This window comes from Neobacillus drentensis, assembly GCF_036965245.1.
GTDB classification, from domain to species: domain Bacteria; phylum Bacillota; class Bacilli; order Bacillales; family Cytobacillaceae; genus Neobacillus; species Neobacillus drentensis_G.
Window position 1 is genome coordinate 41,219 of the sequence record NZ_JBALPG010000096.1, and the last position, 22,667, is coordinate 63,885.

Here is a 22,667-nt window from a genome sequence, read left to right on the forward strand (position 1 = left end):
CTGGGGATTAAGGTACCTCAACGGTACTTTAATAAATATATAGAGAGATTTACAGTTTTTTATGGGAGGTGATGAAATGTTCAAAAAGCTTATGAAGATGGACAAAAAGTTTTTACTTGTATTGGCACTTCTTGTTGGAGTATTTTTATCGTTTTCCGCAGTCAAAACAATGGCCTACCTGGATTCACCTGGTTTTTGTCAAAACTGTCATACGATGAAATCTGTTTATACATCATTCGTGGATTCTACACATTCAGATTTGCAGTGTAATGACTGCCATCTGCCACATAAGAGTGAGGTAGGCAAATTATTTTTCAAAGGGCGCGCCGGAATGACGCATATTTATTTTAACACATTTGGAACTGAAGATATCCCAGATGTGATACAAGCGACGGACCGCACGAAAAGTATTATGGACGATAACTGTATTTCCTGCCACAAGAGTACTCTGAACAATGTGTCGCATGATGCCAAGGACAGCTGTGTCACTTGCCACAAAACGGTACCACACGGTAAAGGCTTTAAAGATGATCACTATAATAAGCCACCAGTGTCAGGAGAGTTATTAGAAAATAAGGGAGGGTTTTAAAAAATGGGAAGGTTCCGATATGGGGCATATCTTCTGCTGCTAGCACTTGTTTTGATAATCACTGGCTGCGGCAATGATTCCGGTGACAAAACAGCTTCAGCAACAGACAAGAAGACGACAGGCCTTTCAGCAGATGAAATAAGCAATGAAGCATTCAAGGACTTATTTCCGCTTCAATATAACAGTTATAAGAAAAATGATAAGATGGAAGATACTAAATATAATGGTTCAGTAAAACGAAGCAAATTTGATGCTGATAAAGAGCCATTACTGCCGATTCTATTCAATGGCTATGGATTTGCGCTCGAATATAACGAAGATCGCGGACATACTTATGCGTTTGAAGATATTCGTAATGTCAAACGTATTACAGATAAATCAGTTGGTTCTTGTTATACATGTAAATCAACCGCTGTTCCAAAAATGATTGAAGAAATGGGCGACAGCTACTGGGGCGCTAATTTTAACAAAGATATTTGGCCAAAAGGGGAAGCAATGGGTCATTCTCCAATCGGCTGTTCTGACTGCCATGATCCAAAAACAATGGATTTACGCGTAACCCGCCCAAGTTTTTATAAAGCATTAGAGGCTAAGGGTGTAGATACGTCAAAACCAACCAAAAATGATATGCGCAGCTATGTTTGCGGTCAGTGTCACGATGAATATTACTTTGCTGCAAAAAATAGTGAAGTTACCTACCCTTGGACAAAGGGCTTCAAACCTGAAGAAATGTATGAATACTATAGCACGATTGCAAAAGAAAACGGTTTTGAAAAAGACTGGATCAGCAATATTTCCGGAACGCCAATGTTAAAGGCACAACATCCTGAATTTGAAACTCATTCATCAGGCACACATGGTAAAGCAAATGTATCTTGTGCGGATTGCCATATGCCATATGAACGTGTCGATGGAAAAAGGAAGATCTCGTCACACTGGTGGACTTCTCCGCTTAAGACCATGCAAACTTCTTGCGGACAGTGCCATGGTGACCGTGATTTAGACAAATTGAAAGACCGCGTGCTTGAAATTCAAGAAGCTAACGTAAGCGGATTACATGATGCACAAGATATTTCTACTTCAGCCCATTATTATGTGAACAAAATGATAACTTCTGGTGTAAGTGAAGAGAAGATCAAAGAAGCACAGGAGCTTGTTCGTAAAGGCCAATGGTACTGGGATATCATTGCCGCTGAAAATTCTTCAGGCTTCCATAACCCACAAGGATCAATGGATTCTTTAAGGATTTCCATTGAGCAGTCTAATAAAGCAATTCGTCTTGCAACAGAAGAGCTTGTGAAAAAAGGCGTTAATATGGAAGAGCTTGATCAGGAAATTGAAAAAGTGAAGAAGGCTGTTGCGGATGAGAAAGTGAATGAGAAGAAAAAAGATCATGCTGTTAACAGCTATTTCCCAGCCCAAGCACCAGTTGTACCGGCACCTCCAAAAAAATAGACCCTTTCCACTAAATTCTTATTCGTCCCGCCAAGAAGGAATAAGATATTGGGAAAGAGCCCTAAAATATGTTTTGAAAAACACTGTTTCCTATAAGGAGACAGTGTTTTCTTGTAATTATTTTGCTGGAAATGAGGTGATGTGTCAATTTTGTAGGCTTCAATTATGGGTTTAGCGGAAAAAATGGTGAACTTGGCGGAATCCAATTTAGGTTTGGCGGAATAAAATAGAAACTTGGCGGAATCAATTCAAAGTATGGCGGAATCAATCCCGAAATCCGCGGAATTCCAGTCATAACGCGCGGATTTAAATCCCAACAATAGCTAGAAAAACAAAACGATTGCACCCAGATAGAAAAAAAGCTAAAATTACCTAGGGAATCGAAATAATTTACAATAAAGGAGGGTTTTTCATGCCACGTGCCTTATGGCTTTTAATCATCGGGATGGCAGTGAATGTAATAGGCTCTTCTTTTTTATGGCCTTTAAATACAATCTATATTCACGATCATTTAGGAAAGTCCCTTTCCGTTGCCGGGATTGTCCTAATGTTCAACTCGGGAGCAAACGTAATTGGAAATCTTTATGGCGGCCATTTATTTGATAAAATTGGCGGCTATAAATCTATAATACTGGGAATTGGTATTTCCCTTTTAGCACTGGTCGGTTTATCACTTTGGCATGATTGGCCACAATACGTCGTTTTTCTTACCATTGCCGGCTTTGGTACAGGTATTATTTTTCCATCGATGTATGCGATGGCAGGTTCAGTTTGGAAAGAAGGCGGACGTAAATCGTTTAATGCCCTTTATGTCGCACAAAACCTCGGGGTTGCCGTAGGTGCTTCTCTTGGCGGGATCGTTGCAGATTACTCATTCCAATTAATCTTCTTAGCAAATACCATCATGTATGTTTTCTTTTTACTAATAGCTGTATTTGGATATAAGAGGATCACGGTAGAGCCTGTAAAACACGACCATAATGAAAAAGCATTGACTCCAGTAGAAAGTAAAGTAAATTTACAGGCTTTATTCATAATATGTTCGGGCTATTTGCTTTGTTGGGTTGCCTATAGTCAATGGACAACAACAATTGCTTCTTACACACAGGAAATCAATATTTCATTGACGCAATACAGCTTATTGTGGACCATAAACGGTGCCATCATCGTCCTTGGGCAGCCGCTATTAATTGGTGTGCTGAAGTATTTATCGGCTTCATTAAAGCTGCAAATCCTAATTGGAATTGGGATCTTTATCGTTTCATTTTTAGTGGCGGGAAAAGCAACTGCTTTTTCAGGATTCCTCGTAGCCATGATTATCCTAACAATCGGTGAAATGTTCATCTGGCCTGCGGTTCCTACAATAGCTTTCGATTTAGCTCCAAAGGGGAGAGAAGGCTTTTATCAAGGAATTGTCAATAGCACTGCAACGGGCGGTAGAATGGTTGGCCCTCTACTTGGCGGGATACTTGTTGATCTCTATAGCATGTCGGCGTTATTTCTTGTTTTAATTTCACTGTTCCTTATTGCGATTGTAACGACTCTAGTATATGACCGTCACTTAAAAACTGAAAAACAGTTTGAAGCAAAAACATCGTAACTTAGGATATCTAGAAAGCTAGTTCTAAAGAGACAGTTCACACGTGAACTGTCTTTTGTTTATTTTTGTTATTTATCCTTTCATTCGACCGGTTGTCTCTTTTTTTTGATATAGTAACAATATAAAAAAAAATATTTTCACAAATGGTAATTTGTATCGTAGAAAAGGAAAGAAGGAAAACCATGCTTGCTTTATTATCTCTTATGCTTGAGCGTGTCGGTATCCTACTTATCGTTGCATTTATTCTTTCGAGGATGAAATCATTTCGTCAGGTTATTCATCATGAACATGGTATCGCTGTCAAAGCTACAATTATTGTTATTTTTGGAGCCTTTGGCGTTATTAGTAATTATACAGGTGTGGAAATTGGTCATGGAATGATAACGTCTAAGGATTGGCTGACAAATGTTGATAATACGGGTGCCATTGCTAATACAAGAATTATGGGTGTAGTGATTGGCGGCTTGCTTGGCGGACCATTTGTAGGAATTGGAGTTGGGCTCATTGCTGGATTACACAGGCTGTCTCTAGGCGGTTTTACTGCAGTAGCCTGTTCCGTATCAACTATTTCTGCTGGAATCGTTACGGGCTTTTTAGGTAAGCGCTTTAAGATTCAAGAAAGCAGCGCGCCGTTGAAGGCTGTCGTAATAGGAATCTTGATGGAATGCTTTCAGATGGGAATTATCCTATTACTGGCGAAACCTTTTGATGAAGCACTCCATCTCGTTAAAATTATCGCCTTCCCAATGATTGCGATTAATGGATTTGGAACATTGCTATTTTTGTTAATCATTCAGGATATTTTTCAGCAGCAAGAACGAACCCTGGCGTTGCAAACGCATAAAGCGTTGTCCATCGCCAATCAGACGCTGCCATTTTTTCGGCAAGGCTTGAATATTGATTCGTGTGCAAAGGCAGCAGAAATAATTCTAACATGGACAAATGCTGATGCCATTTCTATCACGAATCAACATCAAGTATTAGCGCATGTTGGCGCAGGAGCGGATCATCATCTTCCATCCGGAATCATGGCAACAGAATTAACGAAAAAAGTATTGGAGCAAGGACGTAATATTATTGCAAAAACAGCAAACGAAATACAATGTGTTAATCCAAAATGCCCGTTAGAAGCTGCCATAGTTTTACCTCTCAAAGTTCATGATAAAACGGTCGGTACATTAAAACTCTATTTTACCGACTCTAGTAAACTAAATCCTGTGGAGCAGGAACTTGCGGAAGGCTTAAGGAAACTAATCTCTGGCCAGCTCGAAATGGCAGAGCTGGAAATGCAAAGAAGATTATTAAAGGATGCGGAGATAAAAGCTCTGCAAGCCCAAGTGCATCCTCATTTTTTGTTTAATGCGATTAATACGATTTCCAGTTTAGTGCGAATTGATGCCGATCAAGCGAGAAAGCTATTAATTCAGTTAAGTATCTTCTTTCGCAGCAATCTCCAAGGAGCACGCCAAATGTTAATTCCGCTTGAGAAAGAGCTTGAGCATGTCGAAGCCTATTTGACGATCGAGCAGGCAAGATTCCCTGACCGTTATAAAGTAGATTTAGAGATTGATCCATCCTTAGAAAAAGTGTTGATTCCACCGTTTACCCTGCAGCCACTGGTGGAAAATGCAATTCGTTATGCTTTTCCTAAAGCAAAAACGGGAATGGTTAAGGTTCGTGCCTTCAAAGAAGATAAGAAAATGGTGTTACACACTGAAGATGATGGAAAAGGAATTGCGCCGGAACTGCTTGAAACACTTGGAAATCAAACAGTCGATTCAACTGAGGGAACAGGGACAGCCCTATGGAATATTAAGAAGCGAATTGAAGAAATTTATGGACAGAATGCGTCGTTTCAAATTGAAAGCAAACTAGATAACGGAACGAGAGTAACGATTAAACTGCCGTTAAACGGGCAAATGGGGTGAAGATAGTGTTAAAGGTATTTACTGTGGATGACGAGCCGCTAGCGAGGGATGAGCTATCTTATCTTCTCAAACGCAGCAAACAGGTGGAAATAGCAGGAGAGGCTGATAGTGTCGAAGCTGCCTTAGAAAAAATGGTAGAACTCGATATTGATGTTATTTTTTTAGATATTCAGCTTGCCGATGAAAGTGGGATCGAAATTGCAAATAGAATGAATCAACTGGAATACCCCCCATTGATCGTATTTGCCACTGCATATGATGAATATGCTCTTAAGGCTTTTGAGCTAAATGCTGCTGATTATATTTTAAAACCTTTTGATGAAAAACGGGTGCAGCAAACAATTGAAAAGCTTTACAAGCTAGCTAGTAATAAAAAACAAAAAATATCGCTTCCATCAAGGCAGCATTCTTACCCAAACGAGCGTGCTGAAAAACTAGCTGTTTCTGTTGATGAAAAAATAGTTCTCGTGAATATAAACGAAATCCTCTATGTTGCCACTCAGGAGGGAAAAACGATGATTGCCACGGAGAAACAAAAGTATTGGGTAAGCGATTCATTGGTAACGTTTGAACGGAAGCTCCACCATACTCCAATCATTCGCGTTCATCGTGCTTATTTAGTTAGTATTGATGCTATCGTTGAGATTGAGCCATGGTTTAATTCAACCTATAATTTGATTATGAAGGATGGTGAAAAGGTTCCAGTAAGTAGAACCTATACAAAAGATTTAAAACAACTGCTTAATTTTTAAGCAGTTGTTTTTGTATTTCAAGCGATTATTCATGTTTTTCAACTCCTGATTTTTGCATTTTAGTCTGAAAATTCAATGGTTCCGCTTTCATCTATTATGATAGAGATAAGTAAGAAATGAAAAGGGAGGTAACAAAATGAATGCGGTTTCAATTGTCATCGGTTCCATTTGTATTTTAATGATTGCCTATCGTTTATATGGGACATTTATGGCGGTAAAAGTCTTAAAATTAGACGATTCAAAGCCGACACCTGCACACGAATTAAATGATGGAAAGGACTATGTTCCAACCAATAAATGGGTTACTTTCGGACATCACTTTGCGGCTATCGCTGCTGCAGGTCCGCTTGTTGGTCCAATTCTGGCAGCACAATTCGGATATTTGCCAGGTTTACTCTGGCTATTGATTGGTGCTGTTATTGGTGGAGCAGTTCATGATGCTGTTGTTCTTTATGCATCTATGAGAAAAAAGGGAAAATCTTTATCTGAAGTAGCAAAAGACGAATTAGGTCCCGTCGCAGGTTTTTGTACTGGACTTGCCATGCTATTCATTATAACTATTACAATGGCCGGGCTTTCCATGGTTGTTCTCCATGCACTCGAAAACAACCCATGGGGTACGTTCTCTGTAGGAATTACGATCCCCATTGCAATGGGGGTAGGAATTTTTTATAAAAAAACAGGCAATCTAAAATTAACATCAACCATTGGGTTTATTCTAGTCATGGTTGGAGTGTTTGTTGGTCCATCGATTCAGAATACAATCTTGGGTGATTGGCTTACATTAGATACAAAGACATTGGCTATAATTCTACCAATTTATGCTTTCTTTGCTGCGGCATTGCCTATCTGGCTCTTGCTTGCCCCACGAGATTACTTAAGCAGTTTTATGAAGATTGGTGTATTTATTGCACTGATCATTGGGGTTTTCATTATTAATCCAACGATTCAGATGCCGGCTTTTACTAAATTTACGCAAGGTGGCGGTCCAGTTATTGGAGGACCTGTTTGGCCATTTATCTCAATTACCATTGCTTGCGGTGCCATATCTGGTTTCCATGCATTTGTCGGTTCAGGGACAACACCTAAAATGTTGGATCACTGGTCAGATATCAAGGTTGTTGGATTTGGCGCGATGTTAGTAGAGTGTGTCGTAGGAATTATGGCGTTAATTGCTGCAACAGCCCTACATCCTGCGGACTATTTTGCGATTAACTCAACACCAGAAGTATTCAAAACATTGGGAATGCATGTGGATCAATTACCAAAGCTAGCGAAGGAAATTGGGATTGACCTTGAAGGACGAACAGGCGGTGCTGTGACTTTAGCTGTAGGGATGACCTATGTTTTCACCGAAATTCCCTGGTTTGCGAAATTATCGTCTTACTTCTTTCAGTTTGTAATAATGTTTGAAGCGGTTTTTATTTTAACAGCGATTGATTCTGGAACACGTGTAGCCCGCTATTTGATTCAAGATTTCTTTGGTGAGTTCTATAAACCATTGAAAAAGACAGATTGGCTTCCAGGATCGATTTTTGCAAGTGCTTTAGCTTGTTTTATGTGGGGCTATTTACTCTTCTCAGGCGATATCGGATCTGTTTGGGCACTTTTTGGGGTATCCAATCAATTGATGGCATCTATCGGTCTCATCGTCGGTGCAACTGTTATTCTTAAAATTGCCGACAAACGCTGGTACATGCTAACCTGTTTAGTGCCACTTTCCTATTTATTTGTTACCGTTAACTATGCAGGCTATTGGATGGTGAAGAATGTTTACCTCAATCAAGCAGCTGCCGGTTACAGTGTATTGAATGGTGTCTTATCAATTATTATGTTAGTACTCGGTATCATCATATTGGTGGCAGCAATTAAGAAATGGACAACGATGTGGAATTCTCCACGTTTCCAATTGGGAACAAAAGCTGCATAAATTAATGTAAGCAGGTGACTTCAGAAGAAAAAAACTTTTGAGCCATCTGCTTTTTCATTCAGACATCGAAATTGCTTTCCTAGTAAAATATAAATGAATGAAAATGTTAATGATAATGCGTTTAAAAGCGGGATAAACCGTCCATCCTGGATTTAGGCAAATGTTTGCTTGCATAGTGGTAGAAAATTTTATACAATTACCGTAATACTTTATAATGAAAAAACAGTGATCAGGAATAGTAGTGATTAATACCCGTAACATAGAGAGTTGACGGCTGGTGGAAGTCAACCGGGTACATCATGAACTCGCCTTTGAGTTGCAAGCGTGAAAGATACAGTAATGTTTGCCGTTTTCCGCGTTAAGGATGAATGAAGCGAGTGCAGGCAGCACTAATGTGGGTGGTACCGCGGGAAGATACATACAATCCTCTCGTCCCTTTTTGGGATGAGAGGTTTTTTATTTTATCTAGCTGCAGCGCCTAGCCCCTCGAGGTCAGATAACCTGAACCATATGAAGTCAAAGTGCCGACTTCAAAATGGGTTAGAACATTTGCTGGTCGGGGCTGAACAAGGTGCTTCCGCTTTTATATTTTTATAGGAGGAAAACGATATGAGTTTTGACCATCAACAAATCGAAAAAAAATGGCAAAAGAAATGGGAAACAGAAAAAACATTCAAAACAAGTGAAGAATATGATAAACGAAAATTCTATGCATTAGATATGTTCCCATATCCATCAGGTGCAGGACTTCACGTTGGACACCCTGAGGGATATACGGCAACCGATATCCTTTCACGTTTAAAGCGGATGCAGGGATATAACGTGCTTCACCCCATGGGCTGGGATGCATTCGGACTGCCTGCGGAACAGTACGCATTAGATACGGGTAACGACCCGGCAGAATTTACCGAGCAAAATATTAACACCTTCCGCAGACAAATTAAATCACTAGGTTTCTCGTATGATTGGGATCGTGAAGTCAACACGACAGATCCTGAATACTATAAATGGACGCAGTGGATTTTCTTAAAGCTGTGGGAAAAAGGACTTGCCTATATTGATGAGGTAGCAGTAAACTGGTGCCCGGCTCTTGGAACCGTTTTGGCAAACGAAGAAGTTATTGACGGTAAAAGTGAACGCGGCGGCCATCCGGTTGAGCGCCGTCCGATGAAGCAATGGATGTTAAAAATCACTGCCTATGGTGACCGTTTGCTTGAAGATTTAGAGGAGCTTGACTGGCCGGAAAGCTTGAAAGAAATGCAGCGAAACTGGATTGGTCGCTCTGAAGGGGCAGAAGTAACCTTCAAAATTGATGGCCACTATGAAACCTTTACCGTCTTCACAACCCGTCCTGATACATTATTCGGAGCAACCTATGCAGTATTGGCTCCTGAACATGCATTTGTTGATAGAATTACAACAGCTGAACAGCGCGCGGCCGTTGATGCCTATTTAGATAAAGTTAAAACGAAAAGCGATCTTGAGCGTACAGATCTTGCAAAAGAAAAAACAGGCGTATTTACTGGGGCGTATGCCATAAATCCGGCAAACGGCGAAAAAATGCCAATTTGGATTGCTGATTATGTATTGGTAAGCTACGGAACTGGTGCGATTATGGCCGTTCCTGCTCACGATGAACGCGATTATGAATTTGCGAAAGAATTCGGACTGACTATTAAGCCAGTTGTTGCCGGAGGCAATGTGGAAAAAGAAGCCTTTACCGGTGATGGCGAACACATCAATTCCGATTTCTTAAATGGATTAAATAAAGAAGATGCGATTTCAAAAATGATTTCCTGGTTAGAGGAAAAAGGCATTGGTACCAAGAAGGTAACGTTCCGTTTACGCGATTGGTTGTTCAGCCGTCAGCGTTATTGGGGCGAGCCGATTCCAATCATCCATTGGGAAGATGGTACGATGACTGCTGTTCCCGAAGATCAGCTTCCATTGACATTACCAAAAACGAAGGATATCAAACCATCTGGAACAGGCGAATCACCTCTAGCTAATATTGCTGATTGGGTAAACGTCGTTGACCCGGAAACAGGAAAAAAAGGCCGCCGCGAAACGAATACAATGCCGCAATGGGCAGGCAGCTGCTGGTACTATTTACGTTATATTGATCCAAAAAACAGCGAAGCACTTGCTTCTGCTGAAAAATTAAATCACTGGCTACCAGTTGATATTTACATTGGCGGTGCTGAGCATGCTGTTCTTCACTTGCTATATGCCCGTTTCTGGCATAAGTTCTTGTATGATATCGGTGTGGTTCCAACAAAAGAGCCATTCCAAAAGTTATTTAACCAAGGGATGATTTTAGGCGAAGGCAATGAAAAAATGAGTAAGTCAAAAGGAAATGTTGTAAATCCTGATGATATCATCGAGAGTCACGGTGCCGATACGCTTCGTTTATATGAAATGTTTATGGGCCCTCTTGATGCCTCGATTGCTTGGTCGACAAACGGTTTGGACGGTTCCCATAGGTTCCTTGATCGAATTTGGCGATTATTTGTTGAGGAAAATGGTGAATTAAATCCGAAAATCCAGCCAAATGAAGAAGCGTCGAATTTGGAAAAGGTCTACCATCAAACTGTGAAAAAGGTTACCGAGGATTATGAAGGATTGAGATTTAATACCGCAATATCTCAAATGATGGTATTCATTAATGAAGCCTATAAAGCAACAGTCTTACCTAAGGATTACGTTGAAGGATTCGTCAAAATGCTTGCACCTGTTAGTCCGCATATCGCTGAAGAGCTTTGGGAAAAGCTTGGGTATAGCGGCACGATTTCCTATGAAGCATGGCCTGCTTATGATGAAGCGAAGTTAGTAGATGAGGAAGTTGAAATTGTGATTCAAGTGAACGGCAAGGTAAAAACGAAGCTTATGGTACCGACTGATGTCAGCAAAGAGGTATTGGAAGGAATCGCGATGGATGATGACCGCGTGAAGGAACAAATCGAAGGAAAAACGATTCGCAAAGTGATCACAGTACCGGGTAAATTGGTTAATATCGTAGCTAATTAATATATAAGAACATCCTCCTGTTTGGGGGGATGTTTTTCTGAAGGGATGATTGGGATGGAAGAGATTCAAATTATTACACCAGAAGAGGTACAAAAGAAGCTTGAGAAAGGGGAAAAACTTGAGCTTGTTGATGTAAGGGAAGATGAAGAGGTAGCATCAGGGATGATTCCAGAGGCAAAGCATATTCGAATGGGCGACATTCCTGCTAATATTGACTACTTTGACAAGGAAAAAGAATACATTTTTATCTGCCGTTCAGGAGGCCGCAGTGCAAATGTCTGTTACTACCTTCAAGATCAAGGTTATAAAGTCCGTAACATGGTTGGCGGCATGATGAACTGGACTGGCGAAACGAAATAACCGATTCCAAATTTGGAATCGGTTTTTCTCTGCTCTTTGTTTAGCTTACAAGTTCAATCTAAAAATAATCTTAACTTTTCTGTTTTTAAAATTCAGAAAAGTTGTGAATAATGGTAGTAAAAAGAGAGGGAGAGATTCCTATGATACAGGTTAAGCTATTTGACAGAGAACATGAGAAAGATTTGGAAAAGGAAATGAATCGGTTTTTAAGAGGAATAGATGAAAAGAGTCTGCTAGATATTAAATATAATGTAGCAGCGATGAACGAGGAGGAAGAGGAAGAACAGATTTATTGTTTTTCGGCGATGATTATTTACAAGGCCTGATATTACATCAGGCCTTTTTTTGCAGACAAGGCGGCATTAGACCCTGCAAGTCTGCCCGTCACAAGGGCAGAGGTGATATTATATCCGCCAGTGTAACCATGAACATCTAGTATTTCGCCACAAAAATATAAGCCATTCATTAATTTTGAACCCATCGTTTGCGGCTCGATTTCTTTTACCGACACGCCTCCGCCAGTCACAAACGCTTTTTCGAGAGGAAGAGTGCCATTTACTTTGATTGGGAATTGCTTGCAGCTTTTTGCAAAACTGCGAATTTTTTCATTAGAAATGGTGCCGCACTGTTCAGACGGATCGATACCATTTTGGTCTAATAGAAAAAGTAGATACCGTTCAGGAACCAGTCCTTTTAAGGTGTTTTTAATACTTTTCTTAGGCTCACTTTTTACAAGTTTGCCGATTCTTTGAAAAATCTCTTCTTCCTTTTGATCTGGAAGGACATCGAGGCTCATTGTTACTTCTTTAAGATTCCACTTCTTCATCGCTTTCACAACAAACTGGCTGCAGCGAAGAACCGCAGGTCCGCTGATGCCAAAATGAGTAAACAGCATATCCATTCGATGAGAGATAATTGCCTTACCTTTTGGATTTAATACAGTTAGACTAATGTCTCTTAATGAGAGTCCTTGCAGCGTTTTATTTTTAATAAACGGTTCACTGGATGTAACGGGCACTTCGGTTGGGAACAGCTCCGTGATCGTGTGTCCAGCATTTTCTGCCCAGGCATAGCCATCCCCCGTCGAACCTGTATGGGGAACAGACTTTCCGCCAACGGCAATCACAATCGACTTTGCGCCAATTTTTTGTCCGTCCTTTAACAAAACAGCTGAAACATGTCCATTTTCATAGATGACATCAGCAACAGGACTATTTTTGAAGATCTTTACTTTTAGCTTTTCCAATTGTTCTAAAAGTGCATCAACAACTAATTGAGCTTTATTTGAAACCGGGAACATCCTTCCGTGATCCTCTTCCTTTAATGCGACTCCCAGTTTTTCAAAAAACGTAATAATATCTTCATTACTAAAAATAGAAAAAGCACTATATAAAAACTTCCCATTCCCGGGCAAGTGCTTAATTATTTCTTCAACAGGCAGGCGATTGGTGACATTACAGCGTCCGCCGCCGGAAATCGCCAGCTTTCGCCCAAGCTTGTCTCCTTTATCAATTAACAGTACCTTTGCACCTTTTTCACCTGCAGCAATAGCCGCCATTAATCCTGATGGGCCGCCGCCGATTACGATAATATCATATTCCATATTTCCACCAACTTTATATTAATCGTCACTTCATTATAAACAATTCTTGTGAAAATAAAACGAAAACTGCAGGATTCTTGATAAAAATAAATTGGTTGTGAGTAGCGTCCGAGAGAAAGAAGTTGTAAACTACTAATAGTGTGCAAAAAAAGTCGAATTATTTTAAGCTGCGCACGTATTTCTTCGGGTAGGAAGGGATTTTATGCAATCTAAGCTTTTAAGAGGAACATTTATATTAACATTCGGAACCATCTTCTCAAAGGTGATTGGTTTAATTTACGTTATTCCATTCTTTCAAATTGTCGGCAGGGAAGGGACAACGCTTTATCAATATTCCTATGTTCCCTATACCATTTTTATAAGTATCGCAACAGCCGGTGTACCGCTTGCTGTTTCAAAATTTATTTCAAAATATAATGCACTTGAGGAATATGCAGTTGGCAGGAAGCTGTTTAAATCGGGTTTAGTGATCATGCTGCTAACAGGGATTATGGCCTTTTTAGTGATGTATATCGCTGCACCTACATTAGCTGAAATGAGTGTCGGCAATAAAAAGGCAAATTTAGATAATGTCACAACTGTTATGCGGGCTGTCAGCTTTGCGTTGATTGTTGTTCCGTTTATGAGTCTCATTAGAGGATTCTTTCAAGGGCACCAATCGATGGGGCCGTCCGCACTCTCACAGGTAGTGGAACAAATCGTAAGGATTGCCTTTACCCTTTTAGGTGCTTTTGCCGTCTTACATATTTTTCATGGAACGATGGTAACAGCTGTTAGTGTGGCTACGTTTGCTGCCTTTATTGGCGCTATTGGCGGCCTAATTGTTTTATTTTGGTATTGGTACAAAAGAAAACCTTATTTAGACGAACTGCTTATACATGATAAAGGGACAATTGATATTTCGCTTAAGGAAATTTATAAGGAAATCATCATTTATGCCTTTCCGTTTGTATTAGTTGGGATTGCCAACCCTTTATTTCAGGCGATTGACCAATTTACCTTTACACAGGCAATGGGTGAGATTGGTATTAGTGAGAAGATTGCACAATCTTTTTTCTCAATTTTGAACTTTGAGTCACATAAGATTGTAATTATCCCAGTATCGCTTGCGACAGCTTTTTCGTTAACACTAGTACCAAGCATAACCAAGGCTTTTGTTGATGGAGAAGGGGCAAGCCTAAACCGGCAGTTAAATCAGACATTTCAGGTGCTGCTATTTTTAACTTTACCTGCTGCCATCGGTCTTTCATTATTGGCAGAACCTGTTTATACGGTGTTTTATCAACATGATTTAATAGGTACTGAAGTGTTAAGAGCATACGCACCTGTTGCCATTCTCTTTTCCTTATATTCTGTCACCGCAGCAATATTACAAGGAATCAATGAACAGCGATTTACGGTGTTAAGTTTACTTGTTGGCTTGTTAATAAAATTGTCCCTTAATATTCCGTTGATTAAACTGATGGAAACAAGAGGGGCTGTTTTAGCGACAGCACTTGGATATACTGCGGCAATTCTCATCAATTTAATCGTAATTAAAGCATACTCACGCTATCCATTCCGACTAGTTTGGAGGAGGAGCCTGCTGATTATCATTTTCGCGGGATTAATGTGGGCAGGCACAGAAATTATGTACAAAATATTATTGTTATTCCTTTCACCTGCATCAAAGATTCAATCTGTTTTGATTATCTCAATATGTGCTCTAGTTGGTGCTGGAATATATTTTTATCTTAGCTCTAAATCAGGACTTACCACTCGCTTATTTGGAGATAAATTAGAGCGTTTTATGACAAAACTAAAGCTGCCAAAAAGGGGTGGAAGTGTTGAGAATTGATAAGATGTTAGCCAATCTCGGCTACGGCAGCCGCAAGGAAGTTAAGCAGCTCCTAAAAAGTGGAGCTGTTAAAATTGACGATGTTGTGGTCAAGGATGCTAAGCAGCACGTCGATACAGCTAAACAATCCGTTACCTTAAATGGCGAAGTGATTGAATACAGGGAATTTATTTATCTAATGATGAACAAGCCGCAAGGAGTGCTGTCTGCGACTGAAGATAGTGCTTGCGAAACGGTGATTGATTTATTGGAGCTTGAGGACCAAGTGTATGAGCCTTTCCCTGTTGGCAGGCTAGATAAGGATACAGAGGGGTTACTGCTCATCACCAATGACGGTCAATTAGCTCATCGTTTGCTTTCTCCTAAAAAGCATGTGCCGAAGACCTATTTTGCTGTCATTGATGGGGAAGTAACAGAAGCAGATATTGTTGCCTTTAGTCGAGGGGTAACCTTGGACGACGGTTATGAAACAAAGCCAGGCGAATTGAAAATCTTAAAATCAGGTATCCGTTCCGATATTGAGCTAACCATCACTGAAGGCAAATTTCATCAAGTAAAAAGAATGTTCCAAGCCGTTGGGAAAAGGGTAGTTTACCTTCAGCGGATTTCGATGGGACCTCTTGCATTAGATGAAACACTCGAGCTTGGCGAATACCGGGAATTAACGGAAGAAGAAGTTGATTTATTGAGAGATTATCAAGTAAAATAAAGGATTTTTTTGAAAAAGCGGCTATTTTTAGCTGCTTTTTATGTTTTTTGAACCATTTTTGTGTTTGCTCCTCGTAAAAAAAAGAATAATTGTGCCCGAGAAAGGAAAAAAAGGGTCTCATCGGTAAGAAAAAAAGAATATTTGTACCCGAGATTAGAAAAAAGGATATCCTCGGTAAGAATAAAGAATAATTGTACTCGAGATAAGAAAAAAGATTTCCGCTCGGTCACAAAAGATTTTGCTCAAGTAAGGGAAAAGGGGGCCACATAGTCACAATAAAGATTTTTTTCATTACAAATAAAGTGAAGCTCAACACTGCTCACACACCCTATATTAAGTTTGGTTGTTTTTTTGAATGAATTGCATTTTTATTGTAGACAAACATGACGTGTTACCGCACAAGCAAAAGAAGGAAACTTTAATTTTTAGGATGGTTGGTGATCTAGAACGCGATGGTTATTGATAAGCTTTAATGTTCAACAAATCCTCTAAGTCGACAATTTCAAAATTCCTTTTTTGCAATTCTTCGATTAGTAGAGGTAATGCTTTTTTTGTCTCAACCTTATCAGAATCAGAATGCATTAAAATAATATCGCCGTTTCGAACATTTGCTATCCCATTGTTAACGATATTTTTGGCTTCCTTTTGCGACCAATCTAATGTATCAATCGACCATAAAACAATGGAATATCCTTCTTGCTTAGAAATCGCCGCTACTTGTGCATTTGTATCTCCAAAGGGTGTCCGAAGAATGGCCGGTTCTTTTCCGATTATTGACTTTATGGCCTCCTCGGTATCATGAATTTCTTTCCGAACAGCTTCTTTACCTAATTTCGTTAATTCAACATGATTATAGCTATGGCTTAGGATTAAGTTTCCTTGATTAAATGCATCCTTAACCACATCGGGGTGTTCCTTTATCCTACTGCCTAAAAAGAAGAAATTACCCTTAACATGATGGTTAGCTAAAATATCAATAATTGCTGGGGTGATGACTTGATCTGGTCCATCATCAAATGTAAGGGCAACCTTCTTAAAATTAGGACCATTAATGAACACATTTTCATGATTTTTGGAAAAAAGAACTATAGATTTCCGCCATTCTTGCATTGATGTCCATGCTGAGTCAGATAGTTTATTAGATATTCCTTTTATATCAAGAATATAATCGTTCGTCGATTCTGCTCTGTTTGGATGAAAAACGGAGATGTGGTCGATTGTCTTGCTGCTTTTCAGAATGATTATCTTTAATTGAATGTCTTGTTTCACTTCATAAACATAAATATTTTCATTGTTGTTATCCTTTACCTCTGCTGGCTGTCCTAATGTTTTTACAACCATTTGGTCAGAAATATCCTTTAGATCATTAGCGTAAGAGCGTACATCGAAAATTTCTCCTCCCTTGTTATAACCTAAAACAATATTTTTTTTATTATAGGCAGCATAAAAGCCAAAGCCAGCAGTATCGACCGTGTCCGGTTCTCCCCATTCTGATTTCACCTGTTCCATGGTGCTATCGAGAGCATTAAATGGACAATCCTTAACCATTCCTTTCCCTGCCCAACCCAATATTTCATTTATTAGCTTTGAAGAAGTGTGGTTTACTTCCTTGGGCTGCAGGGCATTTTCTGTTGGAGGTAGATTATTGCTTTCATGTGGTGTTTGTGAAACACATGCTGTTAAAATGGTGGAAAAAGAGAAAAGAATTACCCACAGGGTTTTATTTAGCTTCATCACTATGCATCCCTCCCAAATTTCCTTGCCTTAATAATAGCAAACTCACCATTAACATCTTAATATTTTTTAAATAAAAATAAAAAAGGACAAAGCATGTAGCCTTGTCCCTTAAAGAGCAATTGTAATTATTATGCCTGTAAGAAGGATTTCAACATCCAATTATGTTTAGTAAGTTTGCCAATTAAGCCAAGGAACATATCGCTGGTCACTTCGTCATTATTTTGTTCCGCTATTTCCATCCCAGCTTTTAATTCATCAATGATTAAAGAAAAGTCATTAACAACTGTCTGAACCATTTCTTCTGCCGTTAATTTTTCATTCGTTTCTTCAATCGAAGCAAGTTGTAGTGACTCTTTTAAAGTTGAAATGGGGCTGCCGCCAATTGCTAGTAATTGTTCTGCAAATTCATCGATTGTTGCTGCTGCTTCCTCGTATAGTTCCTCAAATTTAGCATGTAAGGTAAAGAAGTGTGGTCCTTTCACATACCAGTGAAAATGATGTAATTTTGTATATAATACGTTCCAGTTTGCAATTTGATGGTTAAGTACTCTTTCAATGTTCATTTAGCATTCCTCCTATTTTCTATCTATATTAATTATAACATATATTTTTTTAAAGTAAATATTAAATTATAATAATTATAAATAATATAATAAAACTTATTCTTCTATGTTTGAATGGTGTCTTTTTTTGATTCAACAAGGTATCTAAGTTAAAACCAGGTTCCAAAATAGAACCGGTGTATAAAGGCTTCCTCCACTCTCAGAATGAACCGAAGCCTTTGGACATTTTTGAGTATTCTTTTTGAAAAAATAAGTAACCAATTATCACAATGGGTACTATAAATCTTAAATAGGATTAGGATATGAAGGGGGAACGAATCATGAAACTTACACACGAGCAGGCGATTGAGTTACACGGCTTTAATAACCTGACCAAGTCGTTAAGCTTTAATATGTATGATATTTGTTTTACAAGGACGAAGGATGAGCGTGAAGCCTACTTGAAATATATTGATGAACAATACAGTGCAGACAGACTGCAAAAAATTTTACGACATGTCTCAGATATCATTGGTGCGCATGTATTAAATGTTGCCAGTCAGGACTTTGAACCGGCGGGTGCAAGCGTGACGCTGTTGGTATCAGAAGGGCCGGTTGCAAATGCACCGTCAGAATCATTTGAGGAATCTCCGGGACCGCTTCCCGAATCGGTGGTGATGCAACTAGATAAGAGTCATATAACCGTTCATACATACCCGGAATTTCACCCCGATGAAGGAATCAGTACATTCCGAGCGGATATTGATGTCTCAACCTGCGGAGAAATTTCACCTCTGAAGGCACTTCATTATTTAATCCGTTCGTTTGAAACCGATGTGATGACGATTGATTACCGTGTTCGCGGTTTTACAAGGGATAAAACGGGCCACAAGCTATTTATTGACCACGAAATCAACTCGATTCAGAATTACATCCCTGAAGATGTGGGCGAATTATTCGATATGATTGATGTCAATGTATATCAGGAACATATTTTCCACACAAAATGTAAGCTGCGCGAATTCGATTTAAATAATTATTTGTTTGGTTATACAAAAGATAAGCTGACTCCCGACGAACATATAGAGATTACAGAGAGATTAAAGATCGAGATGGATGAAATCTTTTATGGGAAAAATATTGTTCCATAGAACACATGACTAAGTTAGGAGTCACTAATAAAGGGTCTTCGAGACCGAATAATAGTCAGAATCGAGAATTCGGTCTCGTTAAAGGCGTCTATCTGTCCGAATCAGGGCCAGGAACAAGAAATAGGTCACGTAGAAAGGTCTTACGTGACCGGAATAGAGTTAGAGCCAAGAAATAGGTCTTGTAGAAGAGGTCTACGTGACCAAAACAGAGTCAGAAACAAGAAATCGGTAATGTAAAAAGGGTCTACGTGAACGAAACAGGGTCAGAATCAAGAAATAGGTCAAGTAGCATGGTGATGCCTGACCGAACAGAACACTTTATGAATTAGAGAAATCAGTCAATTAATAAATAAATATTTTAATGATTCAACAAATGATGCAGCATTCTATTTTTATCATCAAAAAATTGTTTCATTATTCGGTAATGATTCGTTTCTTCAAGTATGTTTTCTCTTATTCCTTCTTCGCTAAATTCAAAAATTTTTGCTTCTGGATATGCCATGATGATAGGTGAATGGGTAGCGATAATAAATTGGGAATTTTCATTAACCAAGTCATGAATCCTCGTTAGCATCGACATTTGCCGAAGTGGGGAGAGGGCGGCTTCGGGTTCATCTAAAATATATATTCCGTTTCCACCAAAGCGATGAAGAAATGTAGCAAAGAAGGCCTCTCCATGTGACTGTTCATGCAGGGATACACCGCCGAATGAATCAATTACTCTACGACCCCTTCCTTCCCTGTCCATTTCCTCAATGTTTGAAGCGACATTATAAAAGCTTTCAGCCCGTAAGAAAAATCCATCCTTCGGTTTTTCAATCCCTTTGATTACTTTGAGATAGTCTCCTAGAGGAGAATGTGAATTATAGGTTGAAAAATTGAAATTAAAGGATCCCCCCTCAGGGTTAAACCCTAATGCAACTGCAATTGCTTCAAGCAAGGTGGATTTACCCATCCCATTTTCTCCAATGAGAAAGGTTACATTAGGATGAAAAGATAGTTCGTCTAATGTCTTCAAACTGGGCAGATTAAAGGGATATTTTTTAAAAGAAGGGACTTCATCTCTCTTGATTTTGATACTTCTTATATATTGAGTTGTTAACATTATAACGGCCTCTCATTTTTCTGATTTTAAATAATTGTAACATGAACTTTGTCGGAATTGCCCAAGCACTGTTATCTAGCGGCCAATAAACAAATCTTTTGAATGAAAAGCTATGTTTACGGTGAGTTTACTTAGTATGTAAAGTCACCTTTTTAATGCTTGACATGAAACCAAATGGTGTTATATATTTTTAAAGTGAAACCAAATGGTTTCATGTTTTGCAAAAAAACTTTTAAGAGGAGCATTCATAATGGAAAATCAAACACAAACATTACCAGATATTAAACACACCCTAGTATACAATGCACCAATTTCGAAAGTGTGGAACGCTGTTGCAACCTCAGAAGGCTTAGCGGCTTGGTTCATGCCAAATGATTTTGAGGCAGTTGAAGGTCATGAATTTCATCTAAATGCGGGCCAATTTGGGATGTCTCCATGTAAGGTAACAAAAGTCGACCCGCCTAACAGCCTTTCATTCAATTGGGGAAAAGATTGGACACTTACATTTGAATTAAAAGAAGTTGATGGAAAAACAGAATTTACCCTTATTCATGGCGGCTGGGATGCAAACAAAGTTACAGAATTTGGTGCTCCGCATACTCCAATTCGCGAAAATATGAATATGGGCTGGACAGGTCTTGTGAAAAAATTACAAGAATATATTGAGGCTTAAATGGCTGCTTCATCAGTAAAGCATGATGTCTTTCAAGCCATCGCTGATCCAACAAGGCGAAAGCTCTTGAAACTGTTAAGCAAGGAAGAAATGCCTGTCACTGCTATTAGTGGACACTTCCCCATTAGCCGGACTGCCGTGTCAAAGCACCTGCGTGTTTTGGCAGATGCAGGATTAGTGAAGGAACGGAAAGTCGGCAGGGAAACACGGTACAAGCTCGAGCCGGAACCACTGTATGAATTAAAAGACTGGCTCCAGTATTTTGAACTATTTTGGGAAAATAAGCTGACTTCACTGAAACTTTTTGTAGAGTCAGATAAGCAGGATATCTAAATCATAAGGAAAGTTACTCGAGCCAGGCTAATCGCCTGGCTTTTTACTGTATTGAAGGGCGGGCTGAAGGGGGTGGTGGGTAATAGGATAAAGGTGACGGGTAATTTGGCAAAACAGACGAGTAAAAGTGAAAAATAGGCGGGTAAAACTGCTATTTAGACGGGTAAATCATAAAAAGTGGCGGGTAAAAAAACAGCCTCAAAAAGGGAAACTTAGATTCATAAATTAGTCACAAATAATGTCGGTTTTTGCAGGATTAGGGAACTCAAAAACAGAAAATGAAAAGAAAAATAGATGGGATTGGTGGATTTGATCGCTCAAGAAATATGTTTTACCCCAAGAATAGAAAAATTGGAGGCATTAATTAGAAGATTACTATTTTCTCATCCAAAATGGCCGGATGCGATATCAGATTATAAAAGGAGAATGGCGGGATATCGTGGCGAAAAATCGCTAGACTTTCATTTGAGTATGCTTCCGGACCAGCAATACCTTATTTTTCATGGACTTCGCTTATTATATGAACAATATTACTTCCAAATTGATATTCTTCTCCTATGTTCAACTTTTGCAATAGTTCTAGAGGTTAAAAATATTACCGGAGAGATATCATTTGAAAAGGATTTTAACCAGGTAACTTGGAGAAAAAATGAGTTAGGAGAAAGAATCAAAAATCCTGTATTACAAGCCAAACTGCAGGCAAGAAAACTAAGAAATTGGCTGCGTGAACACAAGTGTATAGAAGTTCCCATTCATTATTGTTTTGTAAATAGTAATGAAAAAACAATCATAAGAACAGAATCTAGAAATGAACAGATAATACAACATATTTGTAACAGTGAAAATTTATTAGAGAAAATAGAACAAATAGCAAAATATAATAAAACCGACAAATTAGACAAAAAAGAGTTAAAAAAGATAAAGCGTCTCCTTTTAACCAACCACACACCCGATACCGCAGATATTCTCCAAGCCTACAATTTATCACCAAAAGATATCCTCACAGGTGTCAAATGCCCAGAATGCAGTACCATTCCCATGGTTTATTATAGAGGAAAATGGTGTTGTTCAAAATGCAAAGTGATTTCCAAATCAGCACATATTCAAGCTATTAAAGACTATTTTCTATTAATAAAACCAGCCATAACGAATTCAGAACTTTGCCATTTTCTACATATTGACTCCGAAAATATTGGGTATAAAATTCTAAAATCAATGAATTTTCCGCACTCTGGAAAGTTTAAAAATAGGGTCTATCATCAACCGCTAAATATATAAAAAAACTATTAAAATACGGATGCTGATAAAAAAACATACATATTTCGAGATCGATTGT

General features: G+C 38.9%; 19 protein-coding genes and 1 other annotated feature. Of the genes, 15 read left to right on the forward strand and 4 right to left on the reverse strand.

Annotated features, from left to right (window positions below; translation table 11 throughout):
• Positions 1 to 76: 76 nt before the first annotated feature.
• From V7150_RS18545 to V7150_RS18585, 9 genes are all read left to right on the forward strand, one after another.
• Positions 77 to 589, forward strand: coding sequence for a NapC/NirT family cytochrome c (locus V7150_RS18545; RefSeq protein WP_335521287.1), 513 nt, complete (start codon positions 77 to 79; stop codon positions 587 to 589).
• 3 nt (positions 590 to 592) lie between these two features.
• Positions 593 to 2,044: an ammonia-forming cytochrome c nitrite reductase subunit c552 gene (locus V7150_RS18550; RefSeq protein ID WP_335521289.1), complete on the forward strand. Its 1,452-nt coding sequence runs from the start codon at positions 593 to 595 to the stop codon at positions 2,042 to 2,044.
• 412 nt (positions 2,045 to 2,456) lie between these two features.
• The gene (locus V7150_RS18555) at positions 2,457 to 3,644 is read left to right on the forward strand and encodes an MDR family MFS transporter (protein WP_335521291.1); all 1,188 of its coding nucleotides are present in this window, start codon (positions 2,457 to 2,459) and stop codon (positions 3,642 to 3,644) included.
• 182 nt (positions 3,645 to 3,826) lie between these two features.
• The gene (locus V7150_RS18560) at positions 3,827 to 5,572 is read left to right on the forward strand and encodes a sensor histidine kinase (protein WP_335521293.1); all 1,746 of its coding nucleotides are present in this window, start codon (positions 3,827 to 3,829) and stop codon (positions 5,570 to 5,572) included.
• Between the two features lie 5 nt (positions 5,573 to 5,577).
• Positions 5,578 to 6,324 carry a LytR/AlgR family response regulator transcription factor gene (locus V7150_RS18565; RefSeq protein ID WP_335521295.1) on the forward strand — a complete coding sequence of 249 codons (747 nt, stop codon included), beginning with the start codon at positions 5,578 to 5,580 and terminating at the stop codon, positions 6,322 to 6,324.
• A gap of 136 nt (positions 6,325 to 6,460) precedes the next feature.
• Positions 6,461 to 8,254 carry a carbon starvation protein CstA gene (gene cstA / locus V7150_RS18570; RefSeq protein ID WP_335521297.1) on the forward strand — a complete coding sequence of 598 codons (1,794 nt, stop codon included), beginning with the start codon at positions 6,461 to 6,463 and terminating at the stop codon, positions 8,252 to 8,254.
• Positions 8,255 to 8,470: 216 nt separating this feature from the next.
• Positions 8,471 to 8,694, forward strand: a binding site (T-box leader).
• Between the two features lie 169 nt (positions 8,695 to 8,863).
• A complete protein-coding gene (gene leuS, locus V7150_RS18575) occupies positions 8,864 to 11,281 on the forward strand; it encodes a leucine--tRNA ligase (protein ID WP_335521299.1) in 2,418 nt (805 codons plus the stop codon).
• A 54-nt stretch (positions 11,282 to 11,335) separates the two neighbouring features.
• Positions 11,336 to 11,641, forward strand: a complete 306-nt coding sequence (locus V7150_RS18580) for a rhodanese-like domain-containing protein (protein ID WP_335521301.1) — start codon at positions 11,336 to 11,338, stop codon at positions 11,639 to 11,641.
• A gap of 140 nt (positions 11,642 to 11,781) precedes the next feature.
• The gene (locus tag V7150_RS18585) at positions 11,782 to 11,967 is read left to right on the forward strand and encodes a sporulation protein Cse60 (protein WP_335521303.1); all 186 of its coding nucleotides are present in this window, start codon (positions 11,782 to 11,784) and stop codon (positions 11,965 to 11,967) included.
• 2 nt (positions 11,968 to 11,969) lie between these two features.
• Here V7150_RS18585 and V7150_RS18590 read toward each other — a convergent pair whose 3' ends face one another.
• The gene (locus V7150_RS18590; RefSeq protein ID WP_335521305.1) at positions 11,970 to 13,244 is read right to left on the reverse strand and encodes an NAD(P)/FAD-dependent oxidoreductase; all 1,275 of its coding nucleotides are present in this window, start codon (positions 13,242 to 13,244) and stop codon (positions 11,970 to 11,972) included.
• A 202-nt stretch (positions 13,245 to 13,446) separates the two neighbouring features.
• Here V7150_RS18590 and V7150_RS18595 point away from each other — a divergent pair, with 202 nt between their 5' ends.
• Both V7150_RS18595 and V7150_RS18600 read left to right on the forward strand, forming a co-directional pair.
• Positions 13,447 to 15,081 carry a putative polysaccharide biosynthesis protein gene (locus V7150_RS18595; RefSeq protein ID WP_335521307.1) on the forward strand — a complete coding sequence of 545 codons (1,635 nt, stop codon included), beginning with the start codon at positions 13,447 to 13,449 and terminating at the stop codon, positions 15,079 to 15,081.
• Complete coding sequence (locus tag V7150_RS18600) at positions 15,071 to 15,790, forward strand: pseudouridine synthase (RefSeq protein WP_335521308.1); 720 nt, start codon at positions 15,071 to 15,073, stop codon at positions 15,788 to 15,790. Before V7150_RS18595 ends, V7150_RS18600 begins: the two co-directional genes overlap by 11 nt.
• Before the next feature lie 456 nt (positions 15,791 to 16,246).
• On the opposite strand, the gene V7150_RS18605 is transcribed toward V7150_RS18600, so the two are convergent.
• Positions 16,247 to 17,524, reverse strand: a complete 1,278-nt coding sequence (locus V7150_RS18605; RefSeq protein WP_335521320.1) for a polysaccharide deacetylase family protein — start codon at positions 17,522 to 17,524, stop codon at positions 16,247 to 16,249.
• A 131-nt stretch (positions 17,525 to 17,655) separates the two neighbouring features.
• Complete coding sequence (locus tag V7150_RS18610) at positions 17,656 to 18,090, reverse strand: Dps family protein (RefSeq protein WP_335521310.1); 435 nt, start codon at positions 18,088 to 18,090, stop codon at positions 17,656 to 17,658.
• A 320-nt stretch (positions 18,091 to 18,410) separates the two neighbouring features.
• Here V7150_RS18610 and speD point away from each other — a divergent pair, with 320 nt between their 5' ends.
• On the forward strand, positions 18,411 to 19,220 hold the full coding sequence (speD, locus tag V7150_RS18615) for an adenosylmethionine decarboxylase (RefSeq protein WP_335521312.1): 810 nt from the start codon (positions 18,411 to 18,413) through the stop codon (positions 19,218 to 19,220).
• 358 nt (positions 19,221 to 19,578) lie between these two features.
• Here speD and V7150_RS18620 read toward each other — a convergent pair whose 3' ends face one another.
• The gene (locus V7150_RS18620) at positions 19,579 to 20,325 is read right to left on the reverse strand and encodes an AAA family ATPase (RefSeq protein ID WP_335521314.1); all 747 of its coding nucleotides are present in this window, start codon (positions 20,323 to 20,325) and stop codon (positions 19,579 to 19,581) included.
• 250 nt (positions 20,326 to 20,575) lie between these two features.
• Here V7150_RS18620 and V7150_RS18625 point away from each other — a divergent pair, with 250 nt between their 5' ends.
• The 3 genes from V7150_RS18625 to V7150_RS18635 all read left to right on the forward strand — a co-directional run bounded on the left by V7150_RS18625 (position 20,576) and on the right by V7150_RS18635 (position 22,609).
• Positions 20,576 to 20,998 (forward strand): SRPBCC family protein, encoded by a 423-nt coding sequence (locus tag V7150_RS18625; RefSeq protein ID WP_335521316.1) that lies wholly within the window; start codon positions 20,576 to 20,578, stop codon positions 20,996 to 20,998.
• Positions 20,999 to 21,331 (forward strand): ArsR/SmtB family transcription factor, encoded by a 333-nt coding sequence (locus V7150_RS18630; RefSeq protein ID WP_335521317.1) that lies wholly within the window; start codon positions 20,999 to 21,001, stop codon positions 21,329 to 21,331.
• Between the two features lie 309 nt (positions 21,332 to 21,640).
• Positions 21,641 to 22,609 (forward strand): nuclease-related domain-containing protein, encoded by a 969-nt coding sequence (locus V7150_RS18635; protein ID WP_335521318.1) that lies wholly within the window; start codon positions 21,641 to 21,643, stop codon positions 22,607 to 22,609.
• The last annotated feature ends 58 nt before the right edge of the window (positions 22,610 to 22,667 follow it).

Excerpts from the sequence above, each read along its gene's own strand:
- V7150_RS18545 (WP_335521287.1), top strand. The coding sequence starts at position 77 with ATGTTCAAAAAGCTTATGAAGATGGACAAAAAGTTTTTACTTGTATTG.
- V7150_RS18550 (WP_335521289.1), top strand. The coding sequence starts at position 593 with ATGGGAAGGTTCCGATATGGGGCATATCTTCTGCTGCTAGCACTTGTT.
- V7150_RS18555 (WP_335521291.1), top strand. The coding sequence starts at position 2,457 with ATGCCACGTGCCTTATGGCTTTTAATCATCGGGATGGCAGTGAATGTA.
- V7150_RS18560 (WP_335521293.1), top strand. The coding sequence starts at position 3,827 with ATGCTTGCTTTATTATCTCTTATGCTTGAGCGTGTCGGTATCCTACTT.
- cstA (WP_335521297.1), top strand. The coding sequence starts at position 6,461 with ATGAATGCGGTTTCAATTGTCATCGGTTCCATTTGTATTTTAATGATT.
- leuS (WP_335521299.1), top strand. The coding sequence starts at position 8,864 with ATGAGTTTTGACCATCAACAAATCGAAAAAAAATGGCAAAAGAAATGG.
- V7150_RS18580 (WP_335521301.1), top strand. The coding sequence starts at position 11,336 with ATGGAAGAGATTCAAATTATTACACCAGAAGAGGTACAAAAGAAGCTT.
- V7150_RS18585 (WP_335521303.1), top strand. The coding sequence starts at position 11,782 with ATGATACAGGTTAAGCTATTTGACAGAGAACATGAGAAAGATTTGGAA.
- V7150_RS18590 (WP_335521305.1), bottom strand. The coding sequence starts at position 13,244 with ATGGAATATGATATTATCGTAATCGGCGGCGGCCCATCAGGATTAATG.
- V7150_RS18595 (WP_335521307.1), top strand. The coding sequence starts at position 13,447 with ATGCAATCTAAGCTTTTAAGAGGAACATTTATATTAACATTCGGAACC.
- V7150_RS18605 (WP_335521320.1), bottom strand. The coding sequence starts at position 17,524 with ATGAAGCTAAATAAAACCCTGTGGGTAATTCTTTTCTCTTTTTCCACC.
- V7150_RS18610 (WP_335521310.1), bottom strand. The coding sequence starts at position 18,090 with ATGAACATTGAAAGAGTACTTAACCATCAAATTGCAAACTGGAACGTA.
- speD (WP_335521312.1), top strand. The coding sequence starts at position 18,411 with ATGAAACTTACACACGAGCAGGCGATTGAGTTACACGGCTTTAATAAC.
- V7150_RS18620 (WP_335521314.1), bottom strand. The coding sequence starts at position 20,325 with ATGTTAACAACTCAATATATAAGAAGTATCAAAATCAAGAGAGATGAA.
- V7150_RS18625 (WP_335521316.1), top strand. The coding sequence starts at position 20,576 with ATGGAAAATCAAACACAAACATTACCAGATATTAAACACACCCTAGTA.
- V7150_RS18630 (WP_335521317.1), top strand. The coding sequence starts at position 20,999 with ATGGCTGCTTCATCAGTAAAGCATGATGTCTTTCAAGCCATCGCTGAT.